This window comes from Aliivibrio wodanis, from assembly GCF_052920805.1.
Genome location: NZ_JBREXA010000002.1, coordinates 1,948,634 through 1,973,588, shown reverse-complemented (window position 1 = coordinate 1,973,588; position 24,955 = coordinate 1,948,634). Strand labels below are relative to the sequence as shown.

Sequence of the window (24,955 nt, the reverse complement as noted above, 5' to 3'; positions counted from 1 at the left end):
CTTTGTGCAGATTATAGCTTACAAGTGTAAGCCAAAAGGTGATTCGAGATGACTATTCAAAACCTACATATTGTAAAAGAGATCCGCAAACATATTGAAAATAAGCCCAATGACACCGCATTACGTGAACGTAAATGCAGTATTTTAATTGATACAGAGTGTGAAGCTTGGAGTGATATCACTTGGGGTGAGTTTGGCGAGCAGATGGATGCATTGTCATTTGCTTTATTAGCTTATGGATTGAATGTACAAGAAAAGGTAGGGATATTCTCAAATAATATGCCTCGTTGGACTATTGCAGATTTTGCTACCATGCAATTACGTTCTGTCCCTGTTCCTATTTATCCTACGAATACGCCAAAACAAGCAGCTTACATTATTAATGATGCAGAAATGCGCATTCTATTTGTAGGCGAACAGGCTCAATATAATGCGGCTGTTGTTATTTTTGATCAATGCCCAACGCTAAAACATATTGTTGCATTAAGTGATGATATTGATCTTAATGATCATGAAGCAGGCTTATCATGGAAGGCATTCATAGCGAAAGCTGACGAAATGCATAAGGATGAGTTACAAGCTCGTCTTGATAATGCAAAGATGGATGATTTACTTACGTTAATTTATACATCAGGCACAACAGGTGAGCCAAAGGGTGTAATGCTAGATTACAGCAATATTGGATCTCAGTTAGAGGGACATAATACAAATTTAGCATTAACAGAAAAAGACGTATCTCTTGCATTTCTGCCTTTATCTCATGTATTTGAGCGAGCTTGGACTTTCTATGTGCTTTATAAAGGTGCAACGAACTGTTATTTGCCAAATACTAATTTAATTAAAGAAGCACTAACAGAAGTGAAACCGACTGTAATGTGTGCTGTTCCGCGCTTTTATGAAAAGATTTTCTCAACTGTTCATGAAAAAGTAGCTAGAGCGCCAATTCATCGTAAGGTTATGTTTACTTGGGCTGTCAATATGGGCGCTAAAATGTCGGCTTGTCAGCAAGCTGGTCAAGCACCTTCTTGGGGGCTTAAACAAGCACATAAAGTAGCAGATAAATTGGTTCTGTCTAAGCTTAGAATGATCCTTGGTGGCAATATTAACTTTATGCCATGTGGTGGTGCTAAGCTTGATGCCACAATAGGTCGCTTCTTTCATGCGTTAGGGGTAAATGTAAAACTAGGCTACGGAATGACAGAAACGACAGCAACTATTTCATGTTGGGAAGACGGAAAGTTCCATCCTGACTCTATTGGTACATTGATGCCTGGTGCTGAAGTTAAAATTGGTGAGAGTAATGAGATCCTTGTGCGTGGCGCAATGGTGATGAAAGGTTATTACAATAAACCAGAAGAGACAGAAAAAACGTTTACCGAAGATGGCTTCTTAAAAACAGGCGATGCTGGAGAGTTTGATGAAGAAGGTAATTTATACATTACTGACCGAATCAAAGAGTTAATGAAAACATCTGGTGGTAAATATATTGCCCCACAAGTCATTGAAGGCGCGATTGGTAAAGACCACTTTATTGAGCAAATCGCAGTGATTGCAGACACTCGCAAATTCGTATCAGCACTGATTGTACCTTGTTATGATGCATTAGAAGAATACGCTAAAGAGCTTAACATTGCTTATCATGATCGCATGGAGCTAGTTAAGAACAGTGAGATTGTCGAAATGCTTGAAAAGCGTGTTGCTAATTTGCAAAAAGAGTTAGCTCGTTTTGAGCAAGTGAAAAAATTCACCTTACTTTCCAAAGAATTTTCGATGGATAAAGGAGAACTGACTCCAACTCAAAAATTACGTCGTAAAGTGATCAATGAGCGTTATCAAGACGAAATTGAAGAGATGTACGATGAAAAGAAAGAAAAATAACGTTCTTCTTTAGGTATTAAAACAATCAAACCAGCTTAACTAAGCTGGTTTTTTTGTATCGATAGAAATGAGATCTCTATCGTTCTTAATCAATGCGTAATCTAATTTATTATCTTTCTTTGTTTTTCTATATGTGGTTTTTAATGCTAGTTTTTATGAGTTATATAGATATAAATCACTATTAATTTAGGTTTAATTGAATTCATCGTCGATATTGATAAATCGCCTCTAGACCAAAGTGATACAGAAAGGTTAAAGTTGTTTCGTAATGTTGATTTTTGTTATCGAAATCACCATTTACATAGGATTTTAATCTGATTAATTTCGGTTTAGGCTAAAAATAAGCCCTAACTATGTAAAACCACTAATCTATCGATAATTCATGTCGCTATTTTTTGGTTTTAATGTCTGGAGAAAAATATGGAAATGTTATCTGGCGCAGAGATGATCGTACAGTCTCTGATTGATGAAGGTGTTGAAAACATATTCGGATACCCTGGTGGTTCCGTGTTGGATATTTATGACGCTCTGCATATGAAGAGTGATGATATTCAACATGTGTTAGTAAGACATGAGCAAGCAGCAACTCACATGGCTGATGGCTATGCAAGAGCGACTGGTAAGCCTGGGGTGGTTTTGGTTTGCTCTGGCCCAGGAGCAACGAATACGATTACCGGTATTGCAACGGCTTATATGGATTCGATTCCAATGGTTGTCTTATCTGGTAATGTGCCAAATAACATGATTGGTAATGATGCCTTTCAAGAGTGTGATATGGTCGGAGTATCTCGACCTGTTGTAAAACACAGTTTCTTGGTAAAAAAAGCAGAAGACATACCTGAAACCATCAAAAAAGCATTCTATATTGCCTCAACAGGACGCCCAGGTCCTGTGGTCGTCGATCTTCCAAAAGACGTGATGAATCCAGCGATTAAATTTCCTTATCAATATCCTGAGTCGGTTCATTTGCGCTCGTATAACCCGACAACTACTGGGCATAAAGGTCAAATTAAAAAAGGACTCAAAACACTTCTTGCAGCAAAAAAACCGGTTTTATATATCGGTGGTGGTGCAGTTATTTCATCTGCTGAAAAGCAAGTCATTAAACTGGCTGAATGTTTGAACCTTCCCGTAGTTAGTACTCTTATGGGGCTAGGTGCATTTCCGGGGATGCATAAGAATGCGTTAGGAATGCTAGGCATGCATGGTACTTATGAAGCTAATATGGCAATGCATAATGCAGATCTCATCTTTGGTGTTGGTGTTCGTTTTGATGATCGTACGACCAATAATTTAGATAAGTATTGTCCTGATGCGACCATTATGCATATTGATATTGACCCTTCTTCTATTTCTAAAAACGTACGTGTTGACGTACCGATTGTTGGCTCTGCTGAAGTCGTGCTGGAATCAATGCTTAAATTGCTTACAGAGCAAGGTGGTAGTAATGATGAAGCAGCATTAGAGCTGTGGTGGAAAGATATTTCAGTATGGCAAGACCGTAAGTGTTTATCGTATGAAACTTCTCCAGATAAGATTAAACCTCAGCAAGTAATTGAAACATTACATCGTTTAACTAATGGAGATGCCTACGTAGCGTCAGATGTTGGTCAGCATCAAATGTTTGCCGCTCTTTATTATCCATTTAATAAACCACGCCGTTGGATTAACTCTGGTGGTTTAGGAACGATGGGCTTTGGTTTACCTGCCGCTCTAGGTGTTAAATATACACACCCTGATGAAGTCGTTGTGTGTGTAACAGGTGACGGCAGTATTCAGATGAACATTCAAGAATTATCTACAGCGCTGCAATACGATATCCCTGTAAAAATCATCAACTTGAACAATCGTTTCTTAGGTATGGTAAAACAATGGCAAGATATTATCTATCAAGGTCGTCACTCTAACTCTTACATGAGCTCGGTCCCTGATTTTGCTGCGATCGCTGAAGCATATGGTCATGTAGGTATTCGAATTAATCATCCAGATGAGTTGGAATCAGGGCTAGAAAAAGCATTATCAATGAAAGATAGATTGGTATTTGTTGATATCAATGTTGATGAAACGGAACACGTGTATCCAATGCAGATCAAGGGTGAAGCGATGGATAAAATGTGGTTAAGCAAAACGGAGAGAACCTAATGAGACATATTATTTCACTATTAATTGAGAATGAATCGGGTTCTTTATCACGTGTTGTTGGTCTATTTTCTCAACGTGGCTATAATATTGAGTCATTAACGGTATCACCAACTGAAGATCTGACACTATCACGCCTTAATATTACCACAGCTAGTGATGCGATGGAGCTTGAGCAAATACAGAAACAATTACATAAATTGATTGATGTAATTAAGGTTCAAGAAGTGACAGAAACTGAGCATGTTGAGCGTGAATTACTATTAGTTAAAGTAAAAGCCTCAGGTTTTGCAAGAGCTGAAGTTAAACGTACTGCGGATATTTTTCGCGGACAAATAGTCGATGTAACTAGCTCTCTATATACAATTCAATTGGCTGGTACCTCTGAAAAATTGGATGCATTTATTACCGCTGTTTCTGAAGTAACTGAAGTTGTAGAAGTGGCAAGAAGTGGAGTCGTTGGGATTGCTAGAGGGGATAAATCCTTAAGAATATAAGCTTCTCTTTATTATATTAAGTTATAAATCTAAGCCCTCAAATATAGAGGGCTTAATTGTTTATTATCCAAAATAGTTATAGAATGTCAAACTGTAAATGGCCAAATATCCTGCATGAGTAAATATGATGAATAAGAAAAAATTGAAAATTGTAGCTTACTCCACCTTAGTTTATTTGGTGCTTGCACTATTTACATCGGCTTACTTTTATAACTATTATCAGAAACAACAAATACAGATCGTTGAGCAAGTTCAGGATGAATCAACTCGGCAACTTGCCTACACTCACCATGAATTTAATGAGTTAATTGTTCGGATAAGTAATACATTGGATTTATTATCAAATAATCGAATGTTATATGATTATTTTCTTTATCCTTCTTCTCGTGTTAAAAAAGCTGTTGAATCGTCTTGGGAACGAGTGATTTCTGCTGAGAAATTTTTCTCTAAATTGATTCTTATTGATGAGTCTGGAGAAAAATTATTTGGTGTCTCTTATGACACAGAGGCTAAAAAAATCGTTCAATCGAACCAATCAGTAAAAGTATTTAATTCTGTATTTATTAAGAAACTAGCTAAGTTACCTGAAGGGCAAATTTACTCTGAAGGTGTTTCTTTAGACAGTCAATTAGCTAGTTTAGGGATTTATAAACCAGTAATGCAAGTTATTGTTCCTATCGATGTTTTCGGCACTAGGCAAGGTTATGTATTTGCTGAGTTAAGTAGTTCTAGTATTACTAACGTCATTCAGTTTTCTCCTACGTTAAGCATTGCACCATCGATAGTTAATCAGGATGGCTACTATTTGTTAACAGATAAGCCTGAACAGGTATTTGGCCATTTAGTAAATGGTAGAGCAGATGAAACACTTAAAGCCCTAAAACCAGATTTATGGCATTCAATGTCAAATAATCAAGTCGGAAGTATATATCTTCATGATGAAATATACTCTTATTACCGTTTTTCGTTGAATAAAAAAATACCGAATAAAGCGCTATATTTCTTGATAAACTACCCTAAAGAGGTGCTTGAGGAGGCTTTTGATGAAGTGAAGTTTGATTTATTAGAAGAGCTTACCATTGTTTTTCTACTCTTAGGCTTAATTGTCATTCCATGCGGAATTTTGCTTACTTTATGGGATAAATCAAATTTAGAAAGCCAATTAGCTAAGTCTGCTCTTGAGGGAATGTCTGCTGTTGTTATTACTGATAAGCACCAACGGATAATTAAAGTAAATCCTGCCTTTTCTTCAATTAGTGGATTTAGTTCTGCAGAAGTGGTTGGAAAGAGCACTCTCGAAGTTTTATCATCTAATGATGCACAATCAGAAGAACGCCAGAGAAACTGGAAGCAAGTTGAAGAGTTAGGAGCTTGGCAAGGTGAAATTGATGTTCTTAGTAAAAATGGAAATGAATTAAGTCTATTAGTTCGTATTCAAGTCGTTAAAAATAAAAGAAAAGAAATACAATATTATATTATTTCCTATATTGATATTAGCCGACGTAAGTTATTAGAAAGAGAATTACGTTATTTAAGTGAAAAAGACAGTCTTTCAGATTGTTGGAACCGTCGTAAATTTGAATTTGAGTTAGAAAATCAAACCTTATTAACGAATAGGTATCACCCTGTACATAAGTGTTGCTTGGCTATTCTTGATATTGATTGGTTTAAACGTATTAATGATACTTTAGGTCATGACGGGGGGGATGATGTGATACGCCTTGTTTCTCATCTATTAAAAGAGGGAAGTAGAGATACGGACTTTGTTGCTCGTATTGGCGGAGAAGAGTTTGCAATATTGATGCCTCATACCGACCTTGCTGATGCTGAAACGGTTATTAATCGCCTAAGAGTTTCCGTATCTCAATTAAAAGAATATCAACTAACGATTAGTGGTGGCTTAACGGATATTGGTCTTTCTGGCAGTACAGCTTATAAGTGTGCAGACTTGGCGCTATATGAATCAAAAGCTAATGGTCGTAATCAGTTATCAATATGTACCAGTATTAATGATTTGGCTTAAGCCGCTAATAGGATGTTAAGTGGTTTATCTAATTAATCGTATTGATATTAGACTAAAGTCTAAGGTGGTCTATACTTATTTTTATTGTTATCAATAAGCCAGCGGTAGGCTGCTATTTCTGTAACGGATAAATAAGTAGGGGCATAAGGCGAGGTCTGTATGTTTACTGATTTTTTAGTAAGGCTCACAATAGGGAGTCTAGCTATTCTGGGGTTTAAGCTCAGTGCAATTTATTTTCTATTAATGGTGTTATTGATAGGAACTCATAATAAAGAGTTTTTTGGCTGGTAATACCAGTTTTATTGATGTAATTCATATGATTAACTGATTATTAAAGTAATAAAAAACCAGACATAATAGTCTGGTTTTTTTATTACCGCTAGTTACCTAATTCTATGCTTCAAAGTAAGCTGATAGTAGGTCCATAGTTTTAATGTAATGTTTTTCTAGTAATTCTGCTGCTTGCTCTGAATTACGTGAAAGAGTCAATTTCATGATAGTTTCATGTTCTTCTAGGTATAGAGAGTGCTCTTTATTCATCGCTTGTATGTCATTTTGAATATGACGGTAGCGTTTAATCTGGTTTGTTAATTCTTGGTAGAATTGATACATGATTGGTGCATTTGCACCCTCAAGTAGAGCGCAATGGAATGCAGCATGGCGCAGTTCCCATTCTTGAATAATTTCAGGAGAAGCGTTTTCAAGGTTTACTTTACTTAACTTATGGAAGCTTGTTAATACATTTAGCTCCCATGCTTCATCGCCATTAGCAATCGATTTTTCTAATAGAACTCTACCTACAACACGCAAGCCTTCAAAAAGCTCTTGTAACTCATCAATAGAGATTGGAGAAACCCAGCATCCCTTTTGTGGTTCTAATTTTACGTATTTATTCCAAGACAATTGAACAAGGGCTTCTCGAATAGGGGAAGCACCAACGTTGTAGCGTTCTTTTAATTCGGCAACAACCAGTTTTTGACCAGGATTTAGACTTCCATTTAGGATGTCTTGGTAGATCATTTTTGATACTTTATCTGTAAGGGTTGGGCTAGACACTTGCGGCTCTCTTAATATAAATCGTCATTGAAATACAGTATGAAGTGATCTTGATTTAGGCGTATAAGTCTTATTGGGAGCCAGAGATCGCTTTATACCATTCACAATATGGTTAACAATGATGCAAGTATAGCGTATTGTTTATTTTGTGCAATAAAAATTCATAAAAAAAGAGAGCCGAAGCCCTCTTTTTATCGAACAATGTATACAAATTATAAATTCAAAAGAATTATAATACGTGTACAGATGCAGTGTTTGTTGTGCCTGAAGCTACTAGAGCACCAGAAACCATAACAACGATGTCGCCTTTAGCACCAATACCAGACTCAAGAGCTAGTTCTTTACCGCGTAGGTAGAATGCGTCAGTGCTGTCGATAGCATCAACAACCATTGGAGTAACACCTTTAGAAAGACAAAGCTGTGCAGCAGTCTTAGTATTAGTAGTTACAGCGATGATTTTAGCTGTTGGGAAGTACTTACGAATAGAACGAGCAGATTTACCTGCTTCAGTTGCTACAACGATTACAGGTGCATTTAGTTTCTCAGCTGTATCAACAGCGCCTTTACATACCGCTTCAGTGATACGTAGACGTGGGCTGTCTAGACGAGAACCTAGTTCTGCTTTAAGAGCTCTGTCTGTACGAGCACAGATTTGAGCCATGATAGTTACTGCTTCAACAGGGTATTTACCTTTAGCAGATTCACCAGAAAGCATTACTGCATCTGTACCATCCATGATTGCGTTAGCAACATCACCCGCTTCTGCGCGTGTTGGACGTGGGTTTTTGATCATAGAATCAAGCATTTGAGTTGCAGTGATTACAACTTTACGTGCACGGTTACATTTCTCGATCATCATCTTCTGAGCGAAGATTACTTCTTCAACTGGGATTTCAACACCAAGATCGCCACGAGCAACCATGATACCGTCAGAAGCTTCTAGGATTGAATCGAAGTTATCAACACCTTCTTGGTTTTCAATCTTAGAGATGATTTGAATGTTCTCGCCGCCATTAGCAACAAGTAGTTCACGGATTTCTTTAACATCTTCTTCTTTACGGATGAAAGAAGCAGCAACGAAATCAACGCCTTGCTCACAACCAAATTTAAGGTCAGCTTTATCTTTTTCAGAAAGAGCTGGAAGCTTAACTGAAACGCCAGGAAGGTTAACACCTTTGTTTTCGCCTAGGTCACCGTTGTTAAGAACTTTACACTTAACTTCAGTTTCAGTTGTCGCAACAACTTCCATTTCGATTAGGCCATCATCAACAAGGATAGTGTTACCAGCTTCAAGGTCTTTAGCAAAACCAGGGTAAGTAACAGCAACAACGTCTTTGTTACCAACAACTGAAATGTCAGTTGTGAATGTGAAGTCTTGACCAGCAACTAGAGCAACGTCATCGCCGTTTTCTAGTTTGATAGTACGGATTTCAGGACCCTTAGTATCAAGAAGGATAGCAAGTTGCTTACCTGTGTTCTTCATTACTTGACGAACGTTATCGATACGGTTGCCGTGCTCTGCGAAATCGCCGTGTGAGAAGTTAAGGCGCATTACGTTCATGCCAGCATTTGCAAGTTCAGTTAGTTTTTCTACTGACTCAGTTTTTGGGCCAATCGTACAAACGATTTTGGTCTTTTTCATGTGAGAAATCTCTCCAGATGAGTATATTTAAAATGATAAACGTAGTAATGCTCAGCCTAAATGGGATGAAGTGTTGAAATATAACAACAGTTTTTTCTTCAAAACCTTTATGGCTAAGCATATAAATTCAATAATTACCTGTAGTTTAGACTGAAAAGAGTAATGGATTATTGATTCAGGTAAACAATTTGCACTTTAATCACAATATTAAAAACAAATTTACATTACTCAACATCGTTTCAGTCGGATCTTTCTTGTAAGTTTCTATCGCTTTTGGTGCAAATTCTAACAGCAAAGCTGATGAAGATCACTTTCTTGTTGTGATGTTCCTTGCTAAATTTTTATTTTATAAGTCGAAATAAAAAAGGCACATTAAGTGCCTTTATATTATTGATTTTCAATTGGTTGATATGCTTTAAGTTTTTTCATTCCTTTGGTTAGTTTTATAAACCAAGTGCCAATAGCTAATAATGAAATAGTTGCACCAACAATAGGAATAGCAGAGTAAAGTTTATCAAGAATAGAGCTATGTACCCAATATTCTAGCCCTGCGACCATGCCACTCATGGTGGCTGCGGTTACTCCAAGAACAACGAAAAAAGTAAGGAAAAGGAAAAAAGTTTTAATGATGGCGTAATAATGACTATTAATAACCTCATCATTTGTTCCTTTATTCATTTGATAGCCAGCATAGATGATCGCAATGATCCCAGATGCCATAAGTGTTAATGGTGTTAATAAGCTTGCAATGTAAGCAAACCAAATACCATTATCTATTTTTTTAGACATGAGTACTGTCCTGTCAAAGTGGTTAATAATGCAAGTATATACCTATTTTTTATAAGGGAATATACTCGCAAGGAAAGGGCTCTATGCTTTTAGCATTCTTTTTAAAATCTTACCTGTTGCCGTCATTGGCAATGCTTCAACAATATCAAGATGTTTTGGGCACTTATAATCGGCTAAATGCTCTCTACTCCATTTGATTAGTTCTTTTTCTGAAATAGAGTGACCTTCTTTAAGAATAATAAAGGCTTTTACTTCTTCACCAAACCGTGGGTGGTCGATACCGATAACGGCGACTAAATGCACGGATGGATGCTTCATATATACCTCTTCTACTTCACGAGGATAAATATTGTAGCCACCGCTAATGATCAGCTCTTTTAATCGATCAACTACATAAATATAACCTTCGTCATCGAAACGAACAATATCACCAGTATATAACCAGCCATCAATGATTGTTTTTGCGGTCTCTTGAGGCTTTTTATAATAGCCTTTCATTACGTTATGACCGCGCATTATTAGTTCACCTTCGGTCCCTGTTGGAACTTCATGGCCATTTTTATCAACAACTTTCATTGTTATTCCTGGCAATGGCTGGCCAATACTGCCAGGTTTTCGCTCAAACTCTAAATGATTAAAAGCAGCAACAGGAGAGGATTCTGACAACCCATAGCCTTCAATGACTGGCACTTTTAGCTTTTCTTCAAATTGTTTTAATATTTGGATTGGCATGGATGCGCCGCCAGAGATAGCAACTTGAAGATTTTTAGCTATTTCGTCTAAATAATCGATTGGATGTTTCTCTACATAAGTCATCAAACCAATAAACATGGTAGGGACAGCAGCAAGGTGAGTAACTTTATGCTCATTAATTTGTTGAAGAACGGTTTTAGGAACAAAGCGAGGGATAAGAACTAAAGCACTACCAGCAAGAATAGAGGTGTTCATGATCAATGATTGACCAAATGAGTGAAAAAGAGGAAGTATAGCAATACTAACATCGGTACCTTTTTGATTGGTTAAAGACTGGCAAGCTTGAGCATTACAAAGCATATTACTTTGACTTAGCTCTGCGCCTTTTGCAGCCCCAGTTGTACCTGATGTATATAAAATTACGCAGCTATCATCTGCTGAGCGATAAACCGCATCGAAGGTTTTTCTCCCTGTTTCTAGCCATCGATTGAACGAGTGAGTGGTACTAGATATATGATCATCATTTGTTGTCTCAATTAAAATGAAATGTTCACAGAAATCGGCTTTTTGGAATCCATCGTAGCTGAACTGTCCAATAGGCATAGCATCAGAGCCTTGATGTGAGATAAGAGCTACTGCATCTGAATCTTTCAAATGGTAGGCCACCTCATCACCTTTAAGCATGATATTTAAAGGAACAACGATCGCGCCCACTTTTTGTATAGCGTAGTAAGAAATAATAAATTCTGGGGTGTTTGGACAAGAAAGTGCGATTTTGTCATTAGGTTTAATATTGAGTTGGGTAAGATGATCTGCAATGGCATTTACTTTTTGGTTTAATTCAAAGTAAGTGATTTTTTGATCTTGGAAAATGAGAGCAATATTATTAGGACGAAATATAGCGTTACGTTCAAGATTAGTAGCCAAATTATACATAGATACCCTTATTATTCATTATATAGTGAATGCATGTTTAGATGAAACTAGTGTATATGAAGGGAGGGGAAAATATAGAGGCAAGGCGAATTTTCACCGTGTTTGTTATGAATATAGAGTGACGGAGTAATTTTTAGTCTGGATATAAAAAGAATTCTAAAACTTATAAGAGGCTCCAACATATAAAGCATCAAAGGCAAATAAATAGTTATCGGAATAGTAACTATTATCTGATACATACTCCACGGTATACATATCCATTTCATAAGCAGCTCTAAATTGAACGCCATGCAATGTTTCTGGTGCATAGTCGACACCAACACCAAATCTAAAAGCTGCTCCACTGTCGTCGGTTAATGTAGTTTTATTTTGATGAGTGTCTAAGCTCGACATTCCAACTAAACCAAAGGGACGGATACCGTTAGAAAAAGTGTAACCTAGATTAGCTGCAAGTGATAAAGAACTTGGTTCCATTGAGTAATTACCAACCTTACTCTTAGTTTTACCATAATCAGTATAAGATCCTTCGATACCGACAATCTTATTAAACTGATAACCGAGATAAATTTTAGTTGTATTGCCATTAGTTGTTGCAGCTAGGCCGCTCTCGTTTGTCCAAGAGTTTTCTTCTGAATATCCAAAAGAACCAACACCAACGCCAATATAAATACCATTTATTTTTGGTGAACTATCTTCAGGTTCTTCATTAGCAAAAGAGGGAAAGGAACTTAAAGCAAGGGAATTTAAAATAAACAAGGGAAGCAGTGTGTTTCTCATGATAGTTCCATTATCAAAGGTAATATAACCTCCATTATAGGATAGCTTTATGAAATACGATGAATTTTTTTATGTTTGTGATTTAGATAAGCTATCTAATTAAGAGTAGAGGTATTAATTCTATAGTGCGATTGGTTCTTTGATAGAGGAATTCGATATTTTTCAATATATAAAGTCTAGAGGATAATTGATTGCTTTATCGGCTTCTAGGATGAAGAGTATGAGTAAGCAAGGAATATTAAGTATTGTTATTACGCTTATCGCGGTAGCAATATTTACTTCAGGCTTGTTAAGAGCAATGGTTGAATTATCCATTTTTTTACTCTTAGTTGGTTATGTGCTGATAATGAAGAGAAAAACGAAAGAATGAGAAAGCAAAAAGGCTGATAAGTAAAAATACTTATCAGCCTTTTCTAATTTGGTGGCCCCTCCCAGATTTGAACTGGGGACCGAACGATTATGAGTCGTGCGCTCTAACCACTGAGCTAAGGGGCCGTTGTAGGTGTCGATTATAGGGGAAGATGAAAAGGGTGTCTAGAGAGAAAGCGTTTGCTTTTTAATCAGTTAGTTAAAAAAGTGGCTTTAGATCGAAAAAAGGTGAGCCTAAGCCCACCTTTTTGATTCTATTGATGAATAACAGCGAGGCTATTACTCGTCTAAGAAGCTACGTAATACTTCTGAACGACTTGGGTGACGCAATTTACGAAGTGCTTTCGCTTCGATTTGACGAATACGTTCACGCGTTACATCAAACTGCTTACCTACTTCTTCAAGAGTATGGTCGGTATTCATATCGATACCAAAACGCATACGAAGTACTTTTGCTTCACGAGGTGTTAAACCAGCAAGAACATCGTTGGTTGCAAATTTCAAGCTTGTTGAAGTTGCAGAATCAACAGGAAGTTCAAGAGTGTTATCCTCGATGAAATCACCTAGGTGTGAATCTTCATCATCACCAATTGGTGTTTCCATTGAAATTGGCTCTTTAGCGATTTTCAGAACCTTACGGATCTTGTCTTCTGGCATTTGCATGCGTTCAGCAAGTTCTTCAGGTAATGGCTCACGGCCCATTTCTTGTAGCATTTGACGTGAAATACGATTCAGTTTGTTGATCGTTTCGATCATGTGAACTGGAATACGGATTGTACGTGCTTGGTCGGCAATTGAACGAGTGATCGCTTGACGGATCCACCATGTTGCATAAGTTGAGAACTTATAACCACGACGGTATTCAAACTTATCAACCGCTTTCATTAGACCAATGTTACCTTCTTGAATTAGATCCAAGAACTGTAGGCCACGGTTGGTGTATTTTTTCGCAATTGAGATAACAAGACGTAAGTTCGCTTCAACCATTTCTTTTTTCGCACGGCGAGCTTTAGCTTCACCGATAGACATACGACGGCTGATGTCTTTGATGTTTACAACAGGTAATCCTGTTTCTTTAACAATACTGTCAATTTTTTTAATTGAACGGCGAATGTCTTCTTCGTAACGCTTTAGGCGCTCTACGTATGGCTTATCTGAAGCAATAATTTCATTAAACCATTCGTCAGAAGCTTCATTGCCCGAAAATAGAGCAATGAACGATTTCTTAGGCATTTTTCCATATTCAACACACATACGCATAATTAAACGTTCTTGTGTACGAACACGATCCATGCTGCCGCGCATTTCACGAACAAGGTAGTCAAACTGCTTAGGGATCAGTTTAAACTCACGGAATACATCCGTTAATTCACTGATGGCAGAGCGTGCTTTTGCGTTATCACGCCCATGCTCTTCAAAAGCAAGCTGCATGTTGTGATAAGACGTGCGAAGTTCTGTGAATTTTTCCAAAGCAAGCTCTGGATCAATACCTACTTCTTCTTCCTCGTCCTCATCATCGTCTTCTGCTTCTTTATCTTCATCGGCAAGATCTGATTCGCTCAGTTCTGAACCGATATGCGTTGCTGTTGGTGCTGCTGAACCGTCATCATTAGGATCAACAAAACCAGAAATAATATCAGTAAGACGGATCTCTTCAGCTTGAACTCTATCAAACTGTTCTAGTAAGTATGAAATTGCGCCAGGGAATTCAGCGACAGAACACTGAACTTCATTGATGCCTTCTTCAATACGTTTAGCGATGTCGATTTCGCCTTCACGAGTAAGAAGTTCAACTGTACCCATTTCACGCATGTACATGCGAACAGGATCCGTTGTACGGCCAATTTCACTTTCTACACTTGATAGTGCAGCTGCTGCAGCTTCTGCTGCATCTTCATCAGTTACGGCATCATCATCATTCAATGACATATCATCAGCATCTGGAGCGGTTTCAACCACTTTAATGCCCATGTCATTGATCATTTGAATAATATCTTCAACCTGCTCAGAATCTACAATTTCTTCTGGTAGGTGATCGTTAACTTCTGCGTAGGTCAGATAGCCTTGTTCCTTGCCTTTGATTACAAGTAATTTTAGCTGTGACTGCGGATTCTGATCCATAGACGGTATCCTACTTCTGGTCTGTGTGAAGGAATTAGTATGCGAAATGCAGACTACTAATAATAACAAATTTGTTTATTGGTGACGATGCTGGGATTCTATGCTTTTAATTCTAGCATCAAGGCTAGTAGCTCCCGCTTTTCTTCGACTGATAAGCCAAGCGTTCTTTCTTTCGTCTGCAAATTTTCAATTTGTTGATTGATGCACTGGGCTAGAATGTTGTCCAGCGAATCCATAAATACATCTTCTATATTGTCTTGGTCTATAGGGAGTTCCCATGCAGCCAAGCGTGATAAGAGTTTTTCATTTTTATCACCGCGCCAATATTCTAATAATTGGCCTGTAGTGATATGGGGATTATGTCGACAATTTTCAAGTAATTGAAGAAATAAACTTAATCCTGGAAGCGGAATGTCTTTGATACTCTCTAAATCAGGCACTAATTGAACTAAACTTGGGTTCTGTAACAAAAGAGTAATAACTTCACGCATTGGTGTACGCTTTATCTCTGGTTGTGATGGTCGTTTAGCTTCTGGCTTACCTTGTTTAGATATTAGTTGCTGTAATTGACTTTCATCCATAATTCCAAGCGTTTTGCCAAGTTGCTCACGTAAATAAAGACGTAGAGTCCCCCCTGGAACTTTATCTATTAAAGGTACAGCAAGGGTGGTTAACTTAGCTTTTCCTTCTCGACTGCCTGTATCTATTTGATCGACTAAGGTTCTAAACATGAAATCAATCAATGATTCAGCTTGAGTTACCGTTTGCTCAAATACAGTTTTACCATGTTGGCGGATGTAAGTGTCAGGGTCTTCTCCGTCAGGCAAAAACATGAATTTTAGCTGACGCCCATCATTTAAGTATGGCAGGGCTTGCTCCATTGCTCGCCATGCAGCTTCTCGACCTGCTCGGTCACCATCATAACAGCAAACAACTGTACTGGTTTGACGGAAAAGTAACTGCATGTGATCGCCGGTGGTCGCAGTGCCTAGAGAGGCAACAGCATAATCAACGCCAAATTGAGCAAGAGCAACAACATCCATATAGCCTTCAACGACTAATGCTTGTGGTAATTCTTTGTAAGCTTGCAGTGCTTCATATAAACCATAAAGCTCTTTGCCTTTATGGAAAATAGGTGTTTCTGGTGAGTTTAAATATTTGGGAGTGCCTTCACCAATTACGCGACCACCAAAGCCGATAACACGACCTCGACGATCTCTAATTGGGAACATGACTCGACCACGAAAACGGTCATAACGACGGCCATTATCGCTTTCAATTAACATCCCACCGCTGACTAAAGCATCTTGTGATGTTTTGTCGCGACCGAAGTTATTTTTTACCAACTCCCATTCATCTGCAATGTAACCGATACCAAACTTCTGAACTATTTCACCAGAGAGTCCACGATCTTTAAGGTAGTTGATTGCGTGAATATTTACGGCAGATTTTAATTGAGAGCAATAAAATTGACTGATGCCCCCCATCAAATCATATAAGCTTCGTTTTTGTTCTGAGCTTGCTGTAGGGCCTGAAGGAGCATTGAAACCACTGCGCTGTTCACGTGGTACTTCAAGGCTAAGCATTGAAGCGAGTTCTTCAATAGCCTCAACAAACTCTAGGCGGTCGAATTCCATAAGGAAGTCAATGGCATTACCATGAACGCCACAGCCAAAGCAGTGATAGAATTGTTTTTCTTGGCTGACAGAAAAAGAAGGGGATTTTTCATTATGAAATGGACAGCAAGCGCCGTAGTTTTTCCCTTGTTTCTTCAGTTTTACTTTTGCGTCAATGATATCGACAATATCGTGTCGATTTAAAAGCTCATCAATAAAACTGCGAGGGATATGTCCAGACATATTTTTTCGTTTCCTGTAGATACAAACAAGCCGTGCGTATCAAAGATAGCACGGCTTGCTTTATAAATAGAGTATTATTAAGCCAGTTTAGATTTAACTAATTGACTTACTTTACCCATGTCAGCGCGGCCTTGGATTTGAGGTTTTAACACGCCCATCACCTTGCCCATATCTTGCATTCCAGCAGCACCAGATTCGATAATTGCTTCGTCTAATAACTTAGCAACTTCTTCATCAGTCAGTGCTTGCGGCATAAAGTCATCAAGCACTAAAATCTCAGCGCTCTCTTTATCAGCAAGATCATCACGACCAGCGGCAGTAAACTGCGATACTGAATCACGACGTTGTTTAACCATCTTAGTTAAAACAGCAATAATATCGTCGTCAGACAAAGTAGTATGACCATCGATTTCACGTTGTTTAATTTCAGATAAAGCTAAACGAATTGTGCCAAGGCGTAATTTATCCTTGGCTTTCATCGCTAACTTTTGCTCGTCTTTGAGTTTTTCAATTAGAGCCATAACTTAGTCCTAAATTAGGTAAGTTATTAGTACAGGCGAACGCGACGTGCGTTTTCGCGAGACAACTTCTTAGCGTGACGCTTTTGAGCTGCTGCTTTAGCGCGTTTACGTACTGTAGTAGGTTTTTCGTAATGCTCACGACGGCGAACTTCAGAAAGAATACCTGCTTTTTCGCAAGAGCGCTTGAAACGACGTAGTGCAACGTCGAACGGTTCGTTTTCACGTACTTTAACTACTGGCATATGCCTTTCACCTCAGGTGTTAGTCAATTCGCTGGTAGTTATAATTAACCAGCTATTATTCAAATTGGTGCCGAATTTTAATCCGATCGAGGCGTTTTGTAAAGCATTCTTGATTAAGAATTGAGTAATTTCTTTGTTTATTTTACCTTCTCTAGTCATCACGTCGCTTGAGGTAGCTTAGTGATGTAGGTAATATGGCGTTAAATTAACAGGTAACTGAGAAAAATATGCGAATTTTAGGCATTGAAACCTCGTGTGATGAAACGGGTGTTGCGATTTATGATGATGAAAAAGGGCTATTAGCTCATCAACTTTATAGCCAAGTAAAACTGCACGCAGATTACGGTGGTGTTGTCCCTGAATTGGCCTCTCGTGACCATGTTAAAAAGACAATTCCATTAATCCAAGCTGCGTTAAACGATGCGGGTATGACTAAAGATGATATTGACGGTATTGCTTATACGGCAGGTCCTGGCTTAGTTGGTGCATTATTAGTTGGTTCAACGATTGGCCGTAGTATTGCGTACGCGTGGGATGTCCCTGCTATTCCTGTTCATCACATGGAAGGTCATTTACTTGCGCCAATGCTGGAAGATGAGCCACCTGAATTTCCATTTGTCGCACTGCTTGTTTCTGGCGGTCATACCATGATGGTTGAAGTAAAAGGCATTGGCGAATATCAAATTCTTGGTGAATCGGTGGATGATGCCGCCGGTGAAGCGTTTGATAAAACAGCTAAATTAATGGGTCTTGATTACCCTGGTGGTCCTTTGCTGTCAAAATTAGCAGAGAGCGGCACTAAAGGTCGTTTTAAATTCCCTCGTCCAATGACGGATCGTCCTGGTTTAGATTTTAGCTTCTCTGGTCTAAAAACATTTGCCGCAAACACCATTCGTGCTAACGATGATGATTTGCAAACTCGTGCAGATATAGCGTTTGCTTTCCAAGAAGCGGTAGCGGATACCTTAGCAATTAAATGTCGTCGTGCATTAAAGCAAACTGGCATGAAACGTCTTGTTATGGCGGGTGGTGTGAGTGCGAATACTTATTTGCGTCAAGAGCTCGAAGCGATGATGAAAAAAATTGGCGGTGAGGTGTTCTATCCTCGAACTGAATTCTGTACCGATAACGGTGCCATGATTGCTTATGCCGGCATGCAGCGTTTGAAGAATGGCGAGACGACAGATTTAGCAGTTCAAGCTAAGCCTCGTTGGCCTATCGATCAGCTTAAGCCGATTGCAAAACAATAGCGATCAACGAAGATCGTAAAGGATCTTTATTTGCTTATTAATTAGAGAAGGGACTTACATTAGTCCCTTTTTCTTTGCCAAATTTTCTTCTCTTCGCCTGCAAAAAATCGACGAATATTCTCATGATGTTTTAGAACGATTAAACAAGAAAGCATAGCAACAGGGAGGGTGTACTGAGGTTTGACTAACCAAGTAAATAAAGGTGCAAGTAAAGCGGTGATCATTGACGCTAAAGAAGAGTAGCCAGTCACTAATACTGTGATAACCCAACTGCCAAATAACATTCCCGTCAGATCCAACCCTATCGGAGCTAATGCACCAAGAGCGGTTGCGACCCCCTTGCCCCCTTTAAAGTGAAAAAATAGCGGATACATATGACCTAAGCAGGCTGAAATTGCAATGATGCCTAATAGTAGAGGGTTGATTTCAAGAAAGTAGCCACCCCATACCGGTAACATCCCTTTTAAAATATCACAAAGTAGCACTAGTCCTGCGGCACCTTTACCACCAAGCCGGAATACATTCGTTGCCCCTGGGTTATGAGAGCCGGAGCTTCTTGGGTCGGGTAAGCCTTTTAATCGACAAATTAAAACCGCACTAGAGATCGATCCTAGAAGATAGGCGATGATGATCATAATTAGTGCAAGAGGGGTCATGAATGAGCCTTTATTTAAGTGATCAGGAGCGATCGGTAACGTTTTTTATAGTATATTGCTCAACTTACTGAGCAAGGTAATATCAATATTACGTTGTTTTTCTTTTGATGGGTATCCGACCTCTTAATAAAAGTGTGATCAAAGATGGATTTAGTATTTATAAAACAGCTTGAAGTTATTACAACCATTGGTGTTTATGAGTGGGAACAGGGCATTAAACAGAAGCTCGTATTAGATATTGATATGGCTCATGATAATAAGCCAGCAGCAGCCTCTGATGATGTGGCACATTGTTTAAATTATGCAGAAGTAAGTGAGGCGGTGACGGCTCATATTCAAAACGGTCGCTTCTTATTGGTTGAGCGTGTTGCTGAAGAGATCGCAGATCTTATAATGACGCGTTTTTCAGTGCCTTGGATCCGTATTCATTTATCTAAACCAGGTGCTGTGGTAAATGCACATAGCGTTGGGGTTGTGATTGAGCGAGGAAGCAAATGATCACCACCTATATTGGCGTTGGTTCCAATATTGCCCCTGAAAAACACGTAAAAGCTGCGATTGATGAATTAAAAGCATTAGGTGACGTTAGCAAGGTTTCGACGGTTTATGAAGCGGAACCTGTTGGATTCTCAAGTCATAAGTTTTTTTAATTTAGTTGTGGAGTTAAAGGTTGCTTATTCATTAACTGAGTTAGGCTCGAAATTGCGTGCAATTGAAATAAAATGGGGCAGGGAGCCTAATGCTCAAAAGAATCAAGACCGAACATTAGATCTGGATATTCTATTATATGGTGATCTTGTTTCTGAATCAGATCCTAAATTACCTCGAGAGGACTTGTTTAAATTTGCTTTTGCTATTTTGCCTATGGTCGAGTTGAATCCCGATATTATTATCCCAAGTACTCAACAAACGATCAGTGAAATCTGGGCTGAGTTCCCTTATTCTCAGTCACTAAAACCGGCTTTATTAAATTTAACTTTTTAATGGAAAATCATGACCTATTTTGAAGCGTTTTTCCTCGCATTGTTGCAAGGGTTTACTGAGTTTTTACCAATCTCAAGTTCTGCTCATTTAATTCTTCCTTCTGCAGTGCTTGGCTGGGCAGATCAAGGGCTAGCTTTTGATGTCGCAGTACATGTTGGTACATTAGCGGCGGTTATTATCTATTTTAGAAAAGAAGTCGTGACGTTATTAACGGCGTGGATAGGTTCGATTACTAAAAAAGAACATAATAAAGAATCTAAACTGGCTTGGTTGATTATATTAGCAACTATTCCAGCGGCTTTATGTGGTTTGTTATTTAAAGATTTTATTGAAGTGTACTTACGCAGTGCATGGGTGATCGCGACAACGACAATTGTATTTGGTCTTTTACTTTGGTGGGTGGATAAAAACTCAGAACTTGTGAAAGAGGAATATGAAATGACGTGGAAAAAAGCGTTATTTCTAGGTATTGCTCAAGCGATGGCGATGATCCCGGGAACGTCTCGCTCTGGTATTACAATTACTGCTGCGTTATATCTTGGTTTTACTCGTGAAGCGGCGGCGCGTTTTTCATTTCTGATGTCGATTCCAATTATTACTCTTGCTGGTTCATACCTTGGTCTGAAATTAGCACTCAGTGATGTTGTCATTCATTTTTGGCTTCTTGAGTACTGGTATTGTGGTTTCTTTTATTAGTGCTTATATCTGTATTCACTTTTTCTTGAAGCTGATTTCAAGCATGGGTATGACGCCGTTTGTGATCTATCGTTTACTATTAGGTTCTGGTCTACTTATGTGGTTAAGCTTTGCTTAGAAACTAGAAACTAGAAACTAGAAACTATAAGAGCCTATATAACTGATTTGGAAGTAAACAAATCAACAGTTATAGTTTTTGCTTTTATAGTTTCTAGAGCGAAGCGTTCTAGTTAGCGTAGCGTATAGCTTATTTTATATCTAACTTATCCTTCACCGCTTCAATTCGTCTTTTACTTAACTCTTCTCTAATCTCAGCCCCTTTAAACCCTGCGGCAACCACTTCTTTAACTTCAACAGCTTTTGCTGCATTAAACGCCATTTCAAAACGCGCTTTTTGTGGGTATGGCTCGGACTCTAATCCTAATCGTCCTGCGTGATCGGCTTGGCAACAAAGTAAGATAGGCTCTAAGCGTTCAGGTTTACGCCATACATCCATTTTATCGAGTATTTTAATGAAGGTTTGCGCGCGAAGTTCGAAGGCTCGATGAATGTTGGTGTGATGCTCACAAACCAGTAATGCTAAGTCTCGGTACTCGTTGGGAACTTTAACTCGGGCACACAAGGTTTTAATGAGTTTAATTCCGGTATGGCAATGCATTTTATGACTTGGCCATTCTGATTCTGGCGTGACCCCTTTTCCTAGATCATGAACTTGAGCAGCAAAACGAGTAGGCAAATCGTGGCTTAATAATGCAGCCTGTTGAGCAACCATTAGAGTGTGAATTCCAGTATCAATTTCAGGGTGCCATTTTTCGGGTTGAGGTACACCAAATAATGCATCCAACTCTGGTAATACAACAGCGAGAGCGCCACACTCTTTTAATACTGAAAGAAAGATCTCAGGATGCTGGCTAGATAGAGACTTCTCCCATTCTTGCCAAACGCGCTCAGGAGTTAGGTGAGACAGCTCTCCGCTTTCTACTAAGGTTTTCATTAATGTCATCGTTTCAGCTGCGATGCTAAAGCCAAGATAATGAAAACGAGCAGCAAATCGAGCGACGCGTAGTACGCGTAATGGGTCTTCCACAAAGGCATCAGAAACGTGGCGTAATAGACGATTGGTTAGATCTTCTTGCCCATTATAGGGGTCAATCAATTCACCACTATCGGATTGGGCGATAGCATTAATGGTAAGGTCACGGCGCAGCAAGTCTTCTTCTAGAGTTACATCTGGCTCGGCATAACAGGTAAACCCTTTATAACCTTGACCACTTTTACGCTCTGTTCTTGCTAGTGCATATTCTTCTTTAGTTTTTGGGTGTAGAAATACGGGGAAATCTTGTCCAACGGCTTGATAGCCAAGTGAACCCATCTCGTTAGGTGTAGAGCCAACGACGACCCAGTCTTTGTCTTTTACATCAATATTGAGAAGCGAATCTCGAACTGCACCACCAACTAAATAAATATTCACGTTTTGCCCTACTCGTTGCCAAGATAAAGAGAACTTTCTTTACTTTCTTAGCTCCAATGATACCGTGGAATCATAGGTTTTCGACTTTTTATTCGATGTTTATTTTTGTAATTATTCTGATAAGGCAAACCCCACTCTTATGTACCAAGATTTTTTTGGCTTTAATGAACTACCGTTCTCAATGACGCCCAATGCACGTTTTCTCTATTTGAGTGAACGCCATAAAGAAGCGATGAACTACTTATTGTCTGGGCTAGGGCGAGGTGGTGGTTTTGCGTTGTTGACTGGCGAGGTGGGTACAGGAAAAACTACTGTATCAAGAGTTTTATTCTCTAAACTGGATAAGAAAATTCATCTGGCTTTAGTATTAAATCCTACGTTTAGTGCACAAGAGCTACTTGAAGCAATTTGTGATGAGTTAGAGATCCCTTATGTTGATAACTCCTCTTTAAAAGGGTTAACTGATGCTATTGTTCATTTCCTTAAAAGTGAAAGAGAAAAAGGATTTGAAACAATCGTTGTTATTGATGAAGCCCAACATTTGTCTCCAGATGTGTTAGAACAATTACGCCTATTAACCAACTTTGAAACAGACAGTGATAAACTACTTAAAGTACTTCTTATTGGGCAGCCAGAATTACAGCAAAAGTTACAGCAAACTAATTTACGTCAATTAGCTCAACGTATTACCGCTCGCTATCATTTATTACCATTAACACCTCAAGAGATTGAGCATTACATTGCTCATCGTTTAACTATTGCAGGAGGATCTCTCTCTCTCTTTCCTGCATCAGTGATAAAGAAAATAGCACGTAACTCTAATGGGATACCACGCTTAGTTAATCTATTGTGTGATAAAGCCTTATGGGTTAGTTATCAGAATGGTAATAAAACGGTTAATATTCAAGCGGTAGATCGAGCCTGTGAGCTTGTGCTTGATTGGCAATTGATAGCAGATATTAATGTAAAGCCGAAATTCTCTTTTTCGTTCATTTCTGTAATAACTGCTGTGAGCCTTTCTATTATCTTAAGTATCGGTAGTTATCATTTTTTGCCTAACTATTTAGAGAGTAAATATCCTACAGAACTCCCTGTTATTGAGGCTCCACTTCAAGGTTTTCACTCTCAATCTCAGGCATTGCAGCAATTATTGTCAATATGGGGATATTCGACTACGTCGTTTCAAGCTAACTGTACCAATAGCCAGAAAGCACAACTGTATTGTTTAGATAATAATGGAGATTTAGAGGATTTATTAGCAATTAATCGCCCTGCTATCGTTTGGCTTCAACTTGATTCAGGAAGAGAGCTATTAGCTGTTCTTTATCGAGTAGATTCGAAAGGAGTTGAACTGCTCTTGCCTTCTCAGCGAGTTGAAGTTTCTCATCCATGGTTTGAGCAGCATTGGAATGGTGCTTATCTTCAATTATGGCAAAAACCGATTATCACAGAGAGAGCAATGAAGCGTGGTGATAAAGGCGAAGCCATTGTAGAGCTAAATCGTTTACTATCTTCAGCGTTAGAGCAACCGATAACAAATTCGAATTCTTTTAGTAAAAATACAGAGCAACAAGTAAAGGAGTTCCAAGGAGTGTTTGGTTTAGTTACTGATGGGATTGTCGGTTCAAGTACATTAATGTGGCTAGACAGTGTTGTGAATATTAAGGCTCCATTGCTTCAAGGAGGAGAGTAAGTGTTATTTTTACGTTTACCATTATGGAGCTGGTGTGCAGTGACAATATTGCTACCATTGAGCATCTCTCTCTATATAGCTTTGCCTTATTATCAGGTAGAGCAGCAAGATAGCGAGTCCTTTGCTCCAACTTATACTGTTTTGGAATACCCTGAGTTTGAAACAGAAAAATTACCGATGAGAGTGAATGGTTTTTCGTTAACATCATCAAATAACGAGAATATTCCGTCAGGAGTTAATTCAACACTACATGACACCTCTAAAGTAGTGGAGAGAAAGAATAACCCAGAACTTGATATTGCTGATCTAGACTTGTCTGGCTTATCTCCAGAGTTAGCCGCACGTTTTGAGTTTGTCTTGAATGAACCAATAGAGGAGCAAGAAGCGCATGTGGTATCTAAAGATATAGATCAAGCATCTTATTTAGAGTTAGATAAAAGGGGCTCTCAACTTATAGGGCGTTTACCTCCATTGAACTTTCAAACTCATAACTACACCTCAAAACCAAGTCGTCGTTGGGTAAAAGTAAACGATAAAGAAGTCAATATCGGTGGGAGTATTTCAAATGGAGTTATATTATTAGAAATTAACCCAAGAGATGTAGTGATTGAATTTCAAGGAAAAAAAATAGAAGTTCCCGCTTTGTATGAGTGGAAGGGGTGA

Annotated in this window: 20 protein-coding genes, 1 tRNA gene and 2 pseudogenes; 11 read left to right on the top strand and 12 right to left on the bottom strand. The window is 38.6% G+C overall.

Annotation, left to right across the window (positions count from 1 at the left end; all coding sequences use genetic code 11):
- Window positions 1–48: 48 nt before the first annotated feature.
- From ACU5DF_RS16990 to ACU5DF_RS16975, 4 genes are all read left to right on the top strand, one after another.
- Window positions 49–1,878 (top strand): AMP-dependent synthetase/ligase, encoded by a 1,830-nt coding sequence (locus ACU5DF_RS16990; RefSeq protein ID WP_045101136.1) that lies wholly within the window; start codon window positions 49–51, stop codon window positions 1,876–1,878.
- A 420-nt stretch (window positions 1,879–2,298) separates the two neighbouring features.
- The gene (locus ACU5DF_RS16985) at window positions 2,299–4,020 is read left to right on the top strand and encodes an acetolactate synthase 3 large subunit (RefSeq protein ID WP_446713632.1); all 1,722 of its coding nucleotides are present in this window, start codon (window positions 2,299–2,301) and stop codon (window positions 4,018–4,020) included.
- Complete coding sequence (gene ilvN, locus ACU5DF_RS16980; protein WP_045101138.1) at window positions 4,020–4,514, top strand: acetolactate synthase small subunit; 495 nt, start codon at window positions 4,020–4,022, stop codon at window positions 4,512–4,514. Before ACU5DF_RS16985 ends, ilvN begins: the two co-directional genes overlap by 1 nt.
- A 124-nt stretch (window positions 4,515–4,638) precedes the next feature.
- A complete protein-coding gene (locus ACU5DF_RS16975; protein ID WP_446713631.1) occupies window positions 4,639–6,537 on the top strand; it encodes a GGDEF domain-containing protein in 1,899 nt (632 codons plus the stop codon).
- Window positions 6,538–6,930: 393 nt separating this feature from the next.
- Here the strand turns inward: ACU5DF_RS16975 and ACU5DF_RS16970 are convergent, their stop codons facing one another.
- From ACU5DF_RS16970 to ACU5DF_RS16950, 5 genes are all read right to left on the bottom strand, one after another.
- Window positions 6,931–7,593 carry a GntR family transcriptional regulator gene (locus ACU5DF_RS16970; RefSeq protein ID WP_446713630.1) on the bottom strand — a complete coding sequence of 221 codons (663 nt, stop codon included), beginning with the start codon at window positions 7,591–7,593 and terminating at the stop codon, window positions 6,931–6,933.
- Window positions 7,594–7,822: 229 nt separating this feature from the next.
- Window positions 7,823–9,235 (bottom strand): pyruvate kinase PykF, encoded by a 1,413-nt coding sequence (pykF, locus tag ACU5DF_RS16965; RefSeq protein WP_446713629.1) that lies wholly within the window; start codon window positions 9,233–9,235, stop codon window positions 7,823–7,825.
- A gap of 387 nt (window positions 9,236–9,622) precedes the next feature.
- Window positions 9,623–10,024 (bottom strand): hypothetical protein, encoded by a 402-nt coding sequence (locus tag ACU5DF_RS16960; protein WP_045101141.1) that lies wholly within the window; start codon window positions 10,022–10,024, stop codon window positions 9,623–9,625.
- Between the two features lie 81 nt (window positions 10,025–10,105).
- On the bottom strand, window positions 10,106–11,653 hold the full coding sequence (locus ACU5DF_RS16955) for a long-chain-fatty-acid--CoA ligase (protein WP_045101142.1): 1,548 nt from the start codon (window positions 11,651–11,653) through the stop codon (window positions 10,106–10,108).
- Window positions 11,654–11,809: 156 nt separating this feature from the next.
- The gene (locus ACU5DF_RS16950; RefSeq protein WP_446713628.1) at window positions 11,810–12,430 is read right to left on the bottom strand and encodes a porin family protein; all 621 of its coding nucleotides are present in this window, start codon (window positions 12,428–12,430) and stop codon (window positions 11,810–11,812) included.
- Window positions 12,431–12,650: 220 nt separating this feature from the next.
- On the opposite strand from ACU5DF_RS16950, the gene ACU5DF_RS16945 reads away from it, so the two are divergent.
- The gene (locus tag ACU5DF_RS16945) at window positions 12,651–12,800 is read left to right on the top strand and encodes a hypothetical protein (RefSeq protein WP_099047693.1); all 150 of its coding nucleotides are present in this window, start codon (window positions 12,651–12,653) and stop codon (window positions 12,798–12,800) included.
- A gap of 49 nt (window positions 12,801–12,849) precedes the next feature.
- Here the strand turns inward: ACU5DF_RS16945 and ACU5DF_RS16940 are convergent.
- The 5 genes from ACU5DF_RS16940 to rpsU all read right to left on the bottom strand — a co-directional run bounded on the left by ACU5DF_RS16940 (window position 12,850) and on the right by rpsU (window position 17,542).
- A tRNA-Ile gene (locus ACU5DF_RS16940) sits at window positions 12,850–12,925 on the bottom strand.
- A 153-nt stretch (window positions 12,926–13,078) separates the two neighbouring features.
- Window positions 13,079–14,920 carry an RNA polymerase sigma factor RpoD gene (gene rpoD, locus ACU5DF_RS16935; protein ID WP_446713627.1) on the bottom strand — a complete coding sequence of 614 codons (1,842 nt, stop codon included), beginning with the start codon at window positions 14,918–14,920 and terminating at the stop codon, window positions 13,079–13,081.
- A gap of 98 nt (window positions 14,921–15,018) precedes the next feature.
- Window positions 15,019–16,779: a DNA primase gene (dnaG, locus tag ACU5DF_RS16930; RefSeq protein WP_446713626.1), complete on the bottom strand. Its 1,761-nt coding sequence runs from the start codon at window positions 16,777–16,779 to the stop codon at window positions 15,019–15,021.
- A gap of 77 nt (window positions 16,780–16,856) precedes the next feature.
- Window positions 16,857–17,300 (bottom strand): GatB/YqeY domain-containing protein, encoded by a 444-nt coding sequence (locus ACU5DF_RS16925; protein ID WP_045101146.1) that lies wholly within the window; start codon window positions 17,298–17,300, stop codon window positions 16,857–16,859.
- 26 nt (window positions 17,301–17,326) lie between these two features.
- Window positions 17,327–17,542 (bottom strand): 30S ribosomal protein S21, encoded by a 216-nt coding sequence (rpsU, locus tag ACU5DF_RS16920; protein WP_005421025.1) that lies wholly within the window; start codon window positions 17,540–17,542, stop codon window positions 17,327–17,329.
- Window positions 17,543–17,769: 227 nt separating this feature from the next.
- On the opposite strand from rpsU, the gene tsaD reads away from it, so the two are divergent.
- Window positions 17,770–18,792: a tRNA (adenosine(37)-N6)-threonylcarbamoyltransferase complex transferase subunit TsaD gene (tsaD, locus tag ACU5DF_RS16915; RefSeq protein WP_446713625.1), complete on the top strand. Its 1,023-nt coding sequence runs from the start codon at window positions 17,770–17,772 to the stop codon at window positions 18,790–18,792.
- Window positions 18,793–18,851: 59 nt separating this feature from the next.
- On the opposite strand, the gene plsY is transcribed toward tsaD, so the two are convergent.
- Window positions 18,852–19,448: a glycerol-3-phosphate 1-O-acyltransferase PlsY gene (plsY, locus tag ACU5DF_RS16910; protein WP_045101148.1), complete on the bottom strand. Its 597-nt coding sequence runs from the start codon at window positions 19,446–19,448 to the stop codon at window positions 18,852–18,854.
- A gap of 144 nt (window positions 19,449–19,592) precedes the next feature.
- Here plsY and folB point away from each other — a divergent pair, with 144 nt between their 5' ends.
- From folB to ACU5DF_RS16895, 3 genes and pseudogenes are all read left to right on the top strand, one after another.
- Window positions 19,593–19,946, top strand: a complete 354-nt coding sequence (folB, locus tag ACU5DF_RS16905; protein WP_446713624.1) for a bifunctional dihydroneopterin aldolase/7,8-dihydroneopterin epimerase — start codon at window positions 19,593–19,595, stop codon at window positions 19,944–19,946.
- Window positions 19,943–20,432: pseudogene (gene folK, locus ACU5DF_RS16900) on the top strand (2-amino-4-hydroxy-6-hydroxymethyldihydropteridine diphosphokinase). The gene folB and the pseudogene folK overlap by 4 nt, the downstream one beginning before the upstream one ends.
- Before the next feature lie 9 nt (window positions 20,433–20,441).
- Window positions 20,442–21,246, top strand: a pseudogene (locus ACU5DF_RS16895) (undecaprenyl-diphosphate phosphatase).
- 129 nt (window positions 21,247–21,375) lie between these two features.
- Here ACU5DF_RS16895 and ACU5DF_RS16890 read toward each other — a convergent pair.
- Window positions 21,376–22,599: a multifunctional CCA addition/repair protein gene (locus ACU5DF_RS16890; RefSeq protein ID WP_446713623.1), complete on the bottom strand. Its 1,224-nt coding sequence runs from the start codon at window positions 22,597–22,599 to the stop codon at window positions 21,376–21,378.
- Between the two features lie 139 nt (window positions 22,600–22,738).
- On the opposite strand from ACU5DF_RS16890, the gene ACU5DF_RS16885 reads away from it, so the two are divergent.
- On the top strand, window positions 22,739–24,292 hold the full coding sequence (locus tag ACU5DF_RS16885; protein ID WP_446713622.1) for an AAA family ATPase: 1,554 nt from the start codon (window positions 22,739–22,741) through the stop codon (window positions 24,290–24,292).
- Window positions 24,293–24,955 carry a general secretion pathway protein GspB gene (locus ACU5DF_RS16880; RefSeq protein ID WP_446713621.1) on the top strand — a complete coding sequence of 221 codons (663 nt, stop codon included), beginning with the start codon at window positions 24,293–24,295 and terminating at the stop codon, window positions 24,953–24,955.

Bases quoted from the DNA above. Each gene is read 5' to 3' on its own strand.
- ACU5DF_RS16950 (WP_446713628.1), bottom strand. From the start codon at position 12,430: ATGAGAAACACACTGCTTCCCTTGTTTATTTTAAATTCCCTTGCTTTA.
- rpsU (WP_005421025.1), bottom strand. From the start codon at position 17,542: ATGCCAGTAGTTAAAGTACGTGAAAACGAACCGTTCGACGTTGCACTA.
- plsY (WP_045101148.1), bottom strand. From the start codon at position 19,448: ATGACCCCTCTTGCACTAATTATGATCATCATCGCCTATCTTCTAGGA.
- ilvN (WP_045101138.1), top strand. From the start codon at position 4,020: ATGAGACATATTATTTCACTATTAATTGAGAATGAATCGGGTTCTTTA.
- ACU5DF_RS16945 (WP_099047693.1), top strand. From the start codon at position 12,651: ATGAGTAAGCAAGGAATATTAAGTATTGTTATTACGCTTATCGCGGTA.
- dnaG (WP_446713626.1), bottom strand. From the start codon at position 16,779: ATGTCTGGACATATCCCTCGCAGTTTTATTGATGAGCTTTTAAATCGA.
- ACU5DF_RS16990 (WP_045101136.1), top strand. From the start codon at position 49: ATGACTATTCAAAACCTACATATTGTAAAAGAGATCCGCAAACATATT.
- ACU5DF_RS16960 (WP_045101141.1), bottom strand. From the start codon at position 10,024: ATGTCTAAAAAAATAGATAATGGTATTTGGTTTGCTTACATTGCAAGC.
- pykF (WP_446713629.1), bottom strand. From the start codon at position 9,235: ATGAAAAAGACCAAAATCGTTTGTACGATTGGCCCAAAAACTGAGTCA.
- folB (WP_446713624.1), top strand. From the start codon at position 19,593: ATGGATTTAGTATTTATAAAACAGCTTGAAGTTATTACAACCATTGGT.
- ACU5DF_RS16925 (WP_045101146.1), bottom strand. From the start codon at position 17,300: ATGGCTCTAATTGAAAAACTCAAAGACGAGCAAAAGTTAGCGATGAAA.
- ACU5DF_RS16985 (WP_446713632.1), top strand. From the start codon at position 2,299: ATGGAAATGTTATCTGGCGCAGAGATGATCGTACAGTCTCTGATTGAT.
- rpoD (WP_446713627.1), bottom strand. From the start codon at position 14,920: ATGGATCAGAATCCGCAGTCACAGCTAAAATTACTTGTAATCAAAGGC.
- ACU5DF_RS16955 (WP_045101142.1), bottom strand. From the start codon at position 11,653: ATGTATAATTTGGCTACTAATCTTGAACGTAACGCTATATTTCGTCCT.
- ACU5DF_RS16885 (WP_446713622.1), top strand. From the start codon at position 22,739: ATGTACCAAGATTTTTTTGGCTTTAATGAACTACCGTTCTCAATGACG.
- ACU5DF_RS16975 (WP_446713631.1), top strand. From the start codon at position 4,639: ATGATGAATAAGAAAAAATTGAAAATTGTAGCTTACTCCACCTTAGTT.
- tsaD (WP_446713625.1), top strand. From the start codon at position 17,770: ATGCGAATTTTAGGCATTGAAACCTCGTGTGATGAAACGGGTGTTGCG.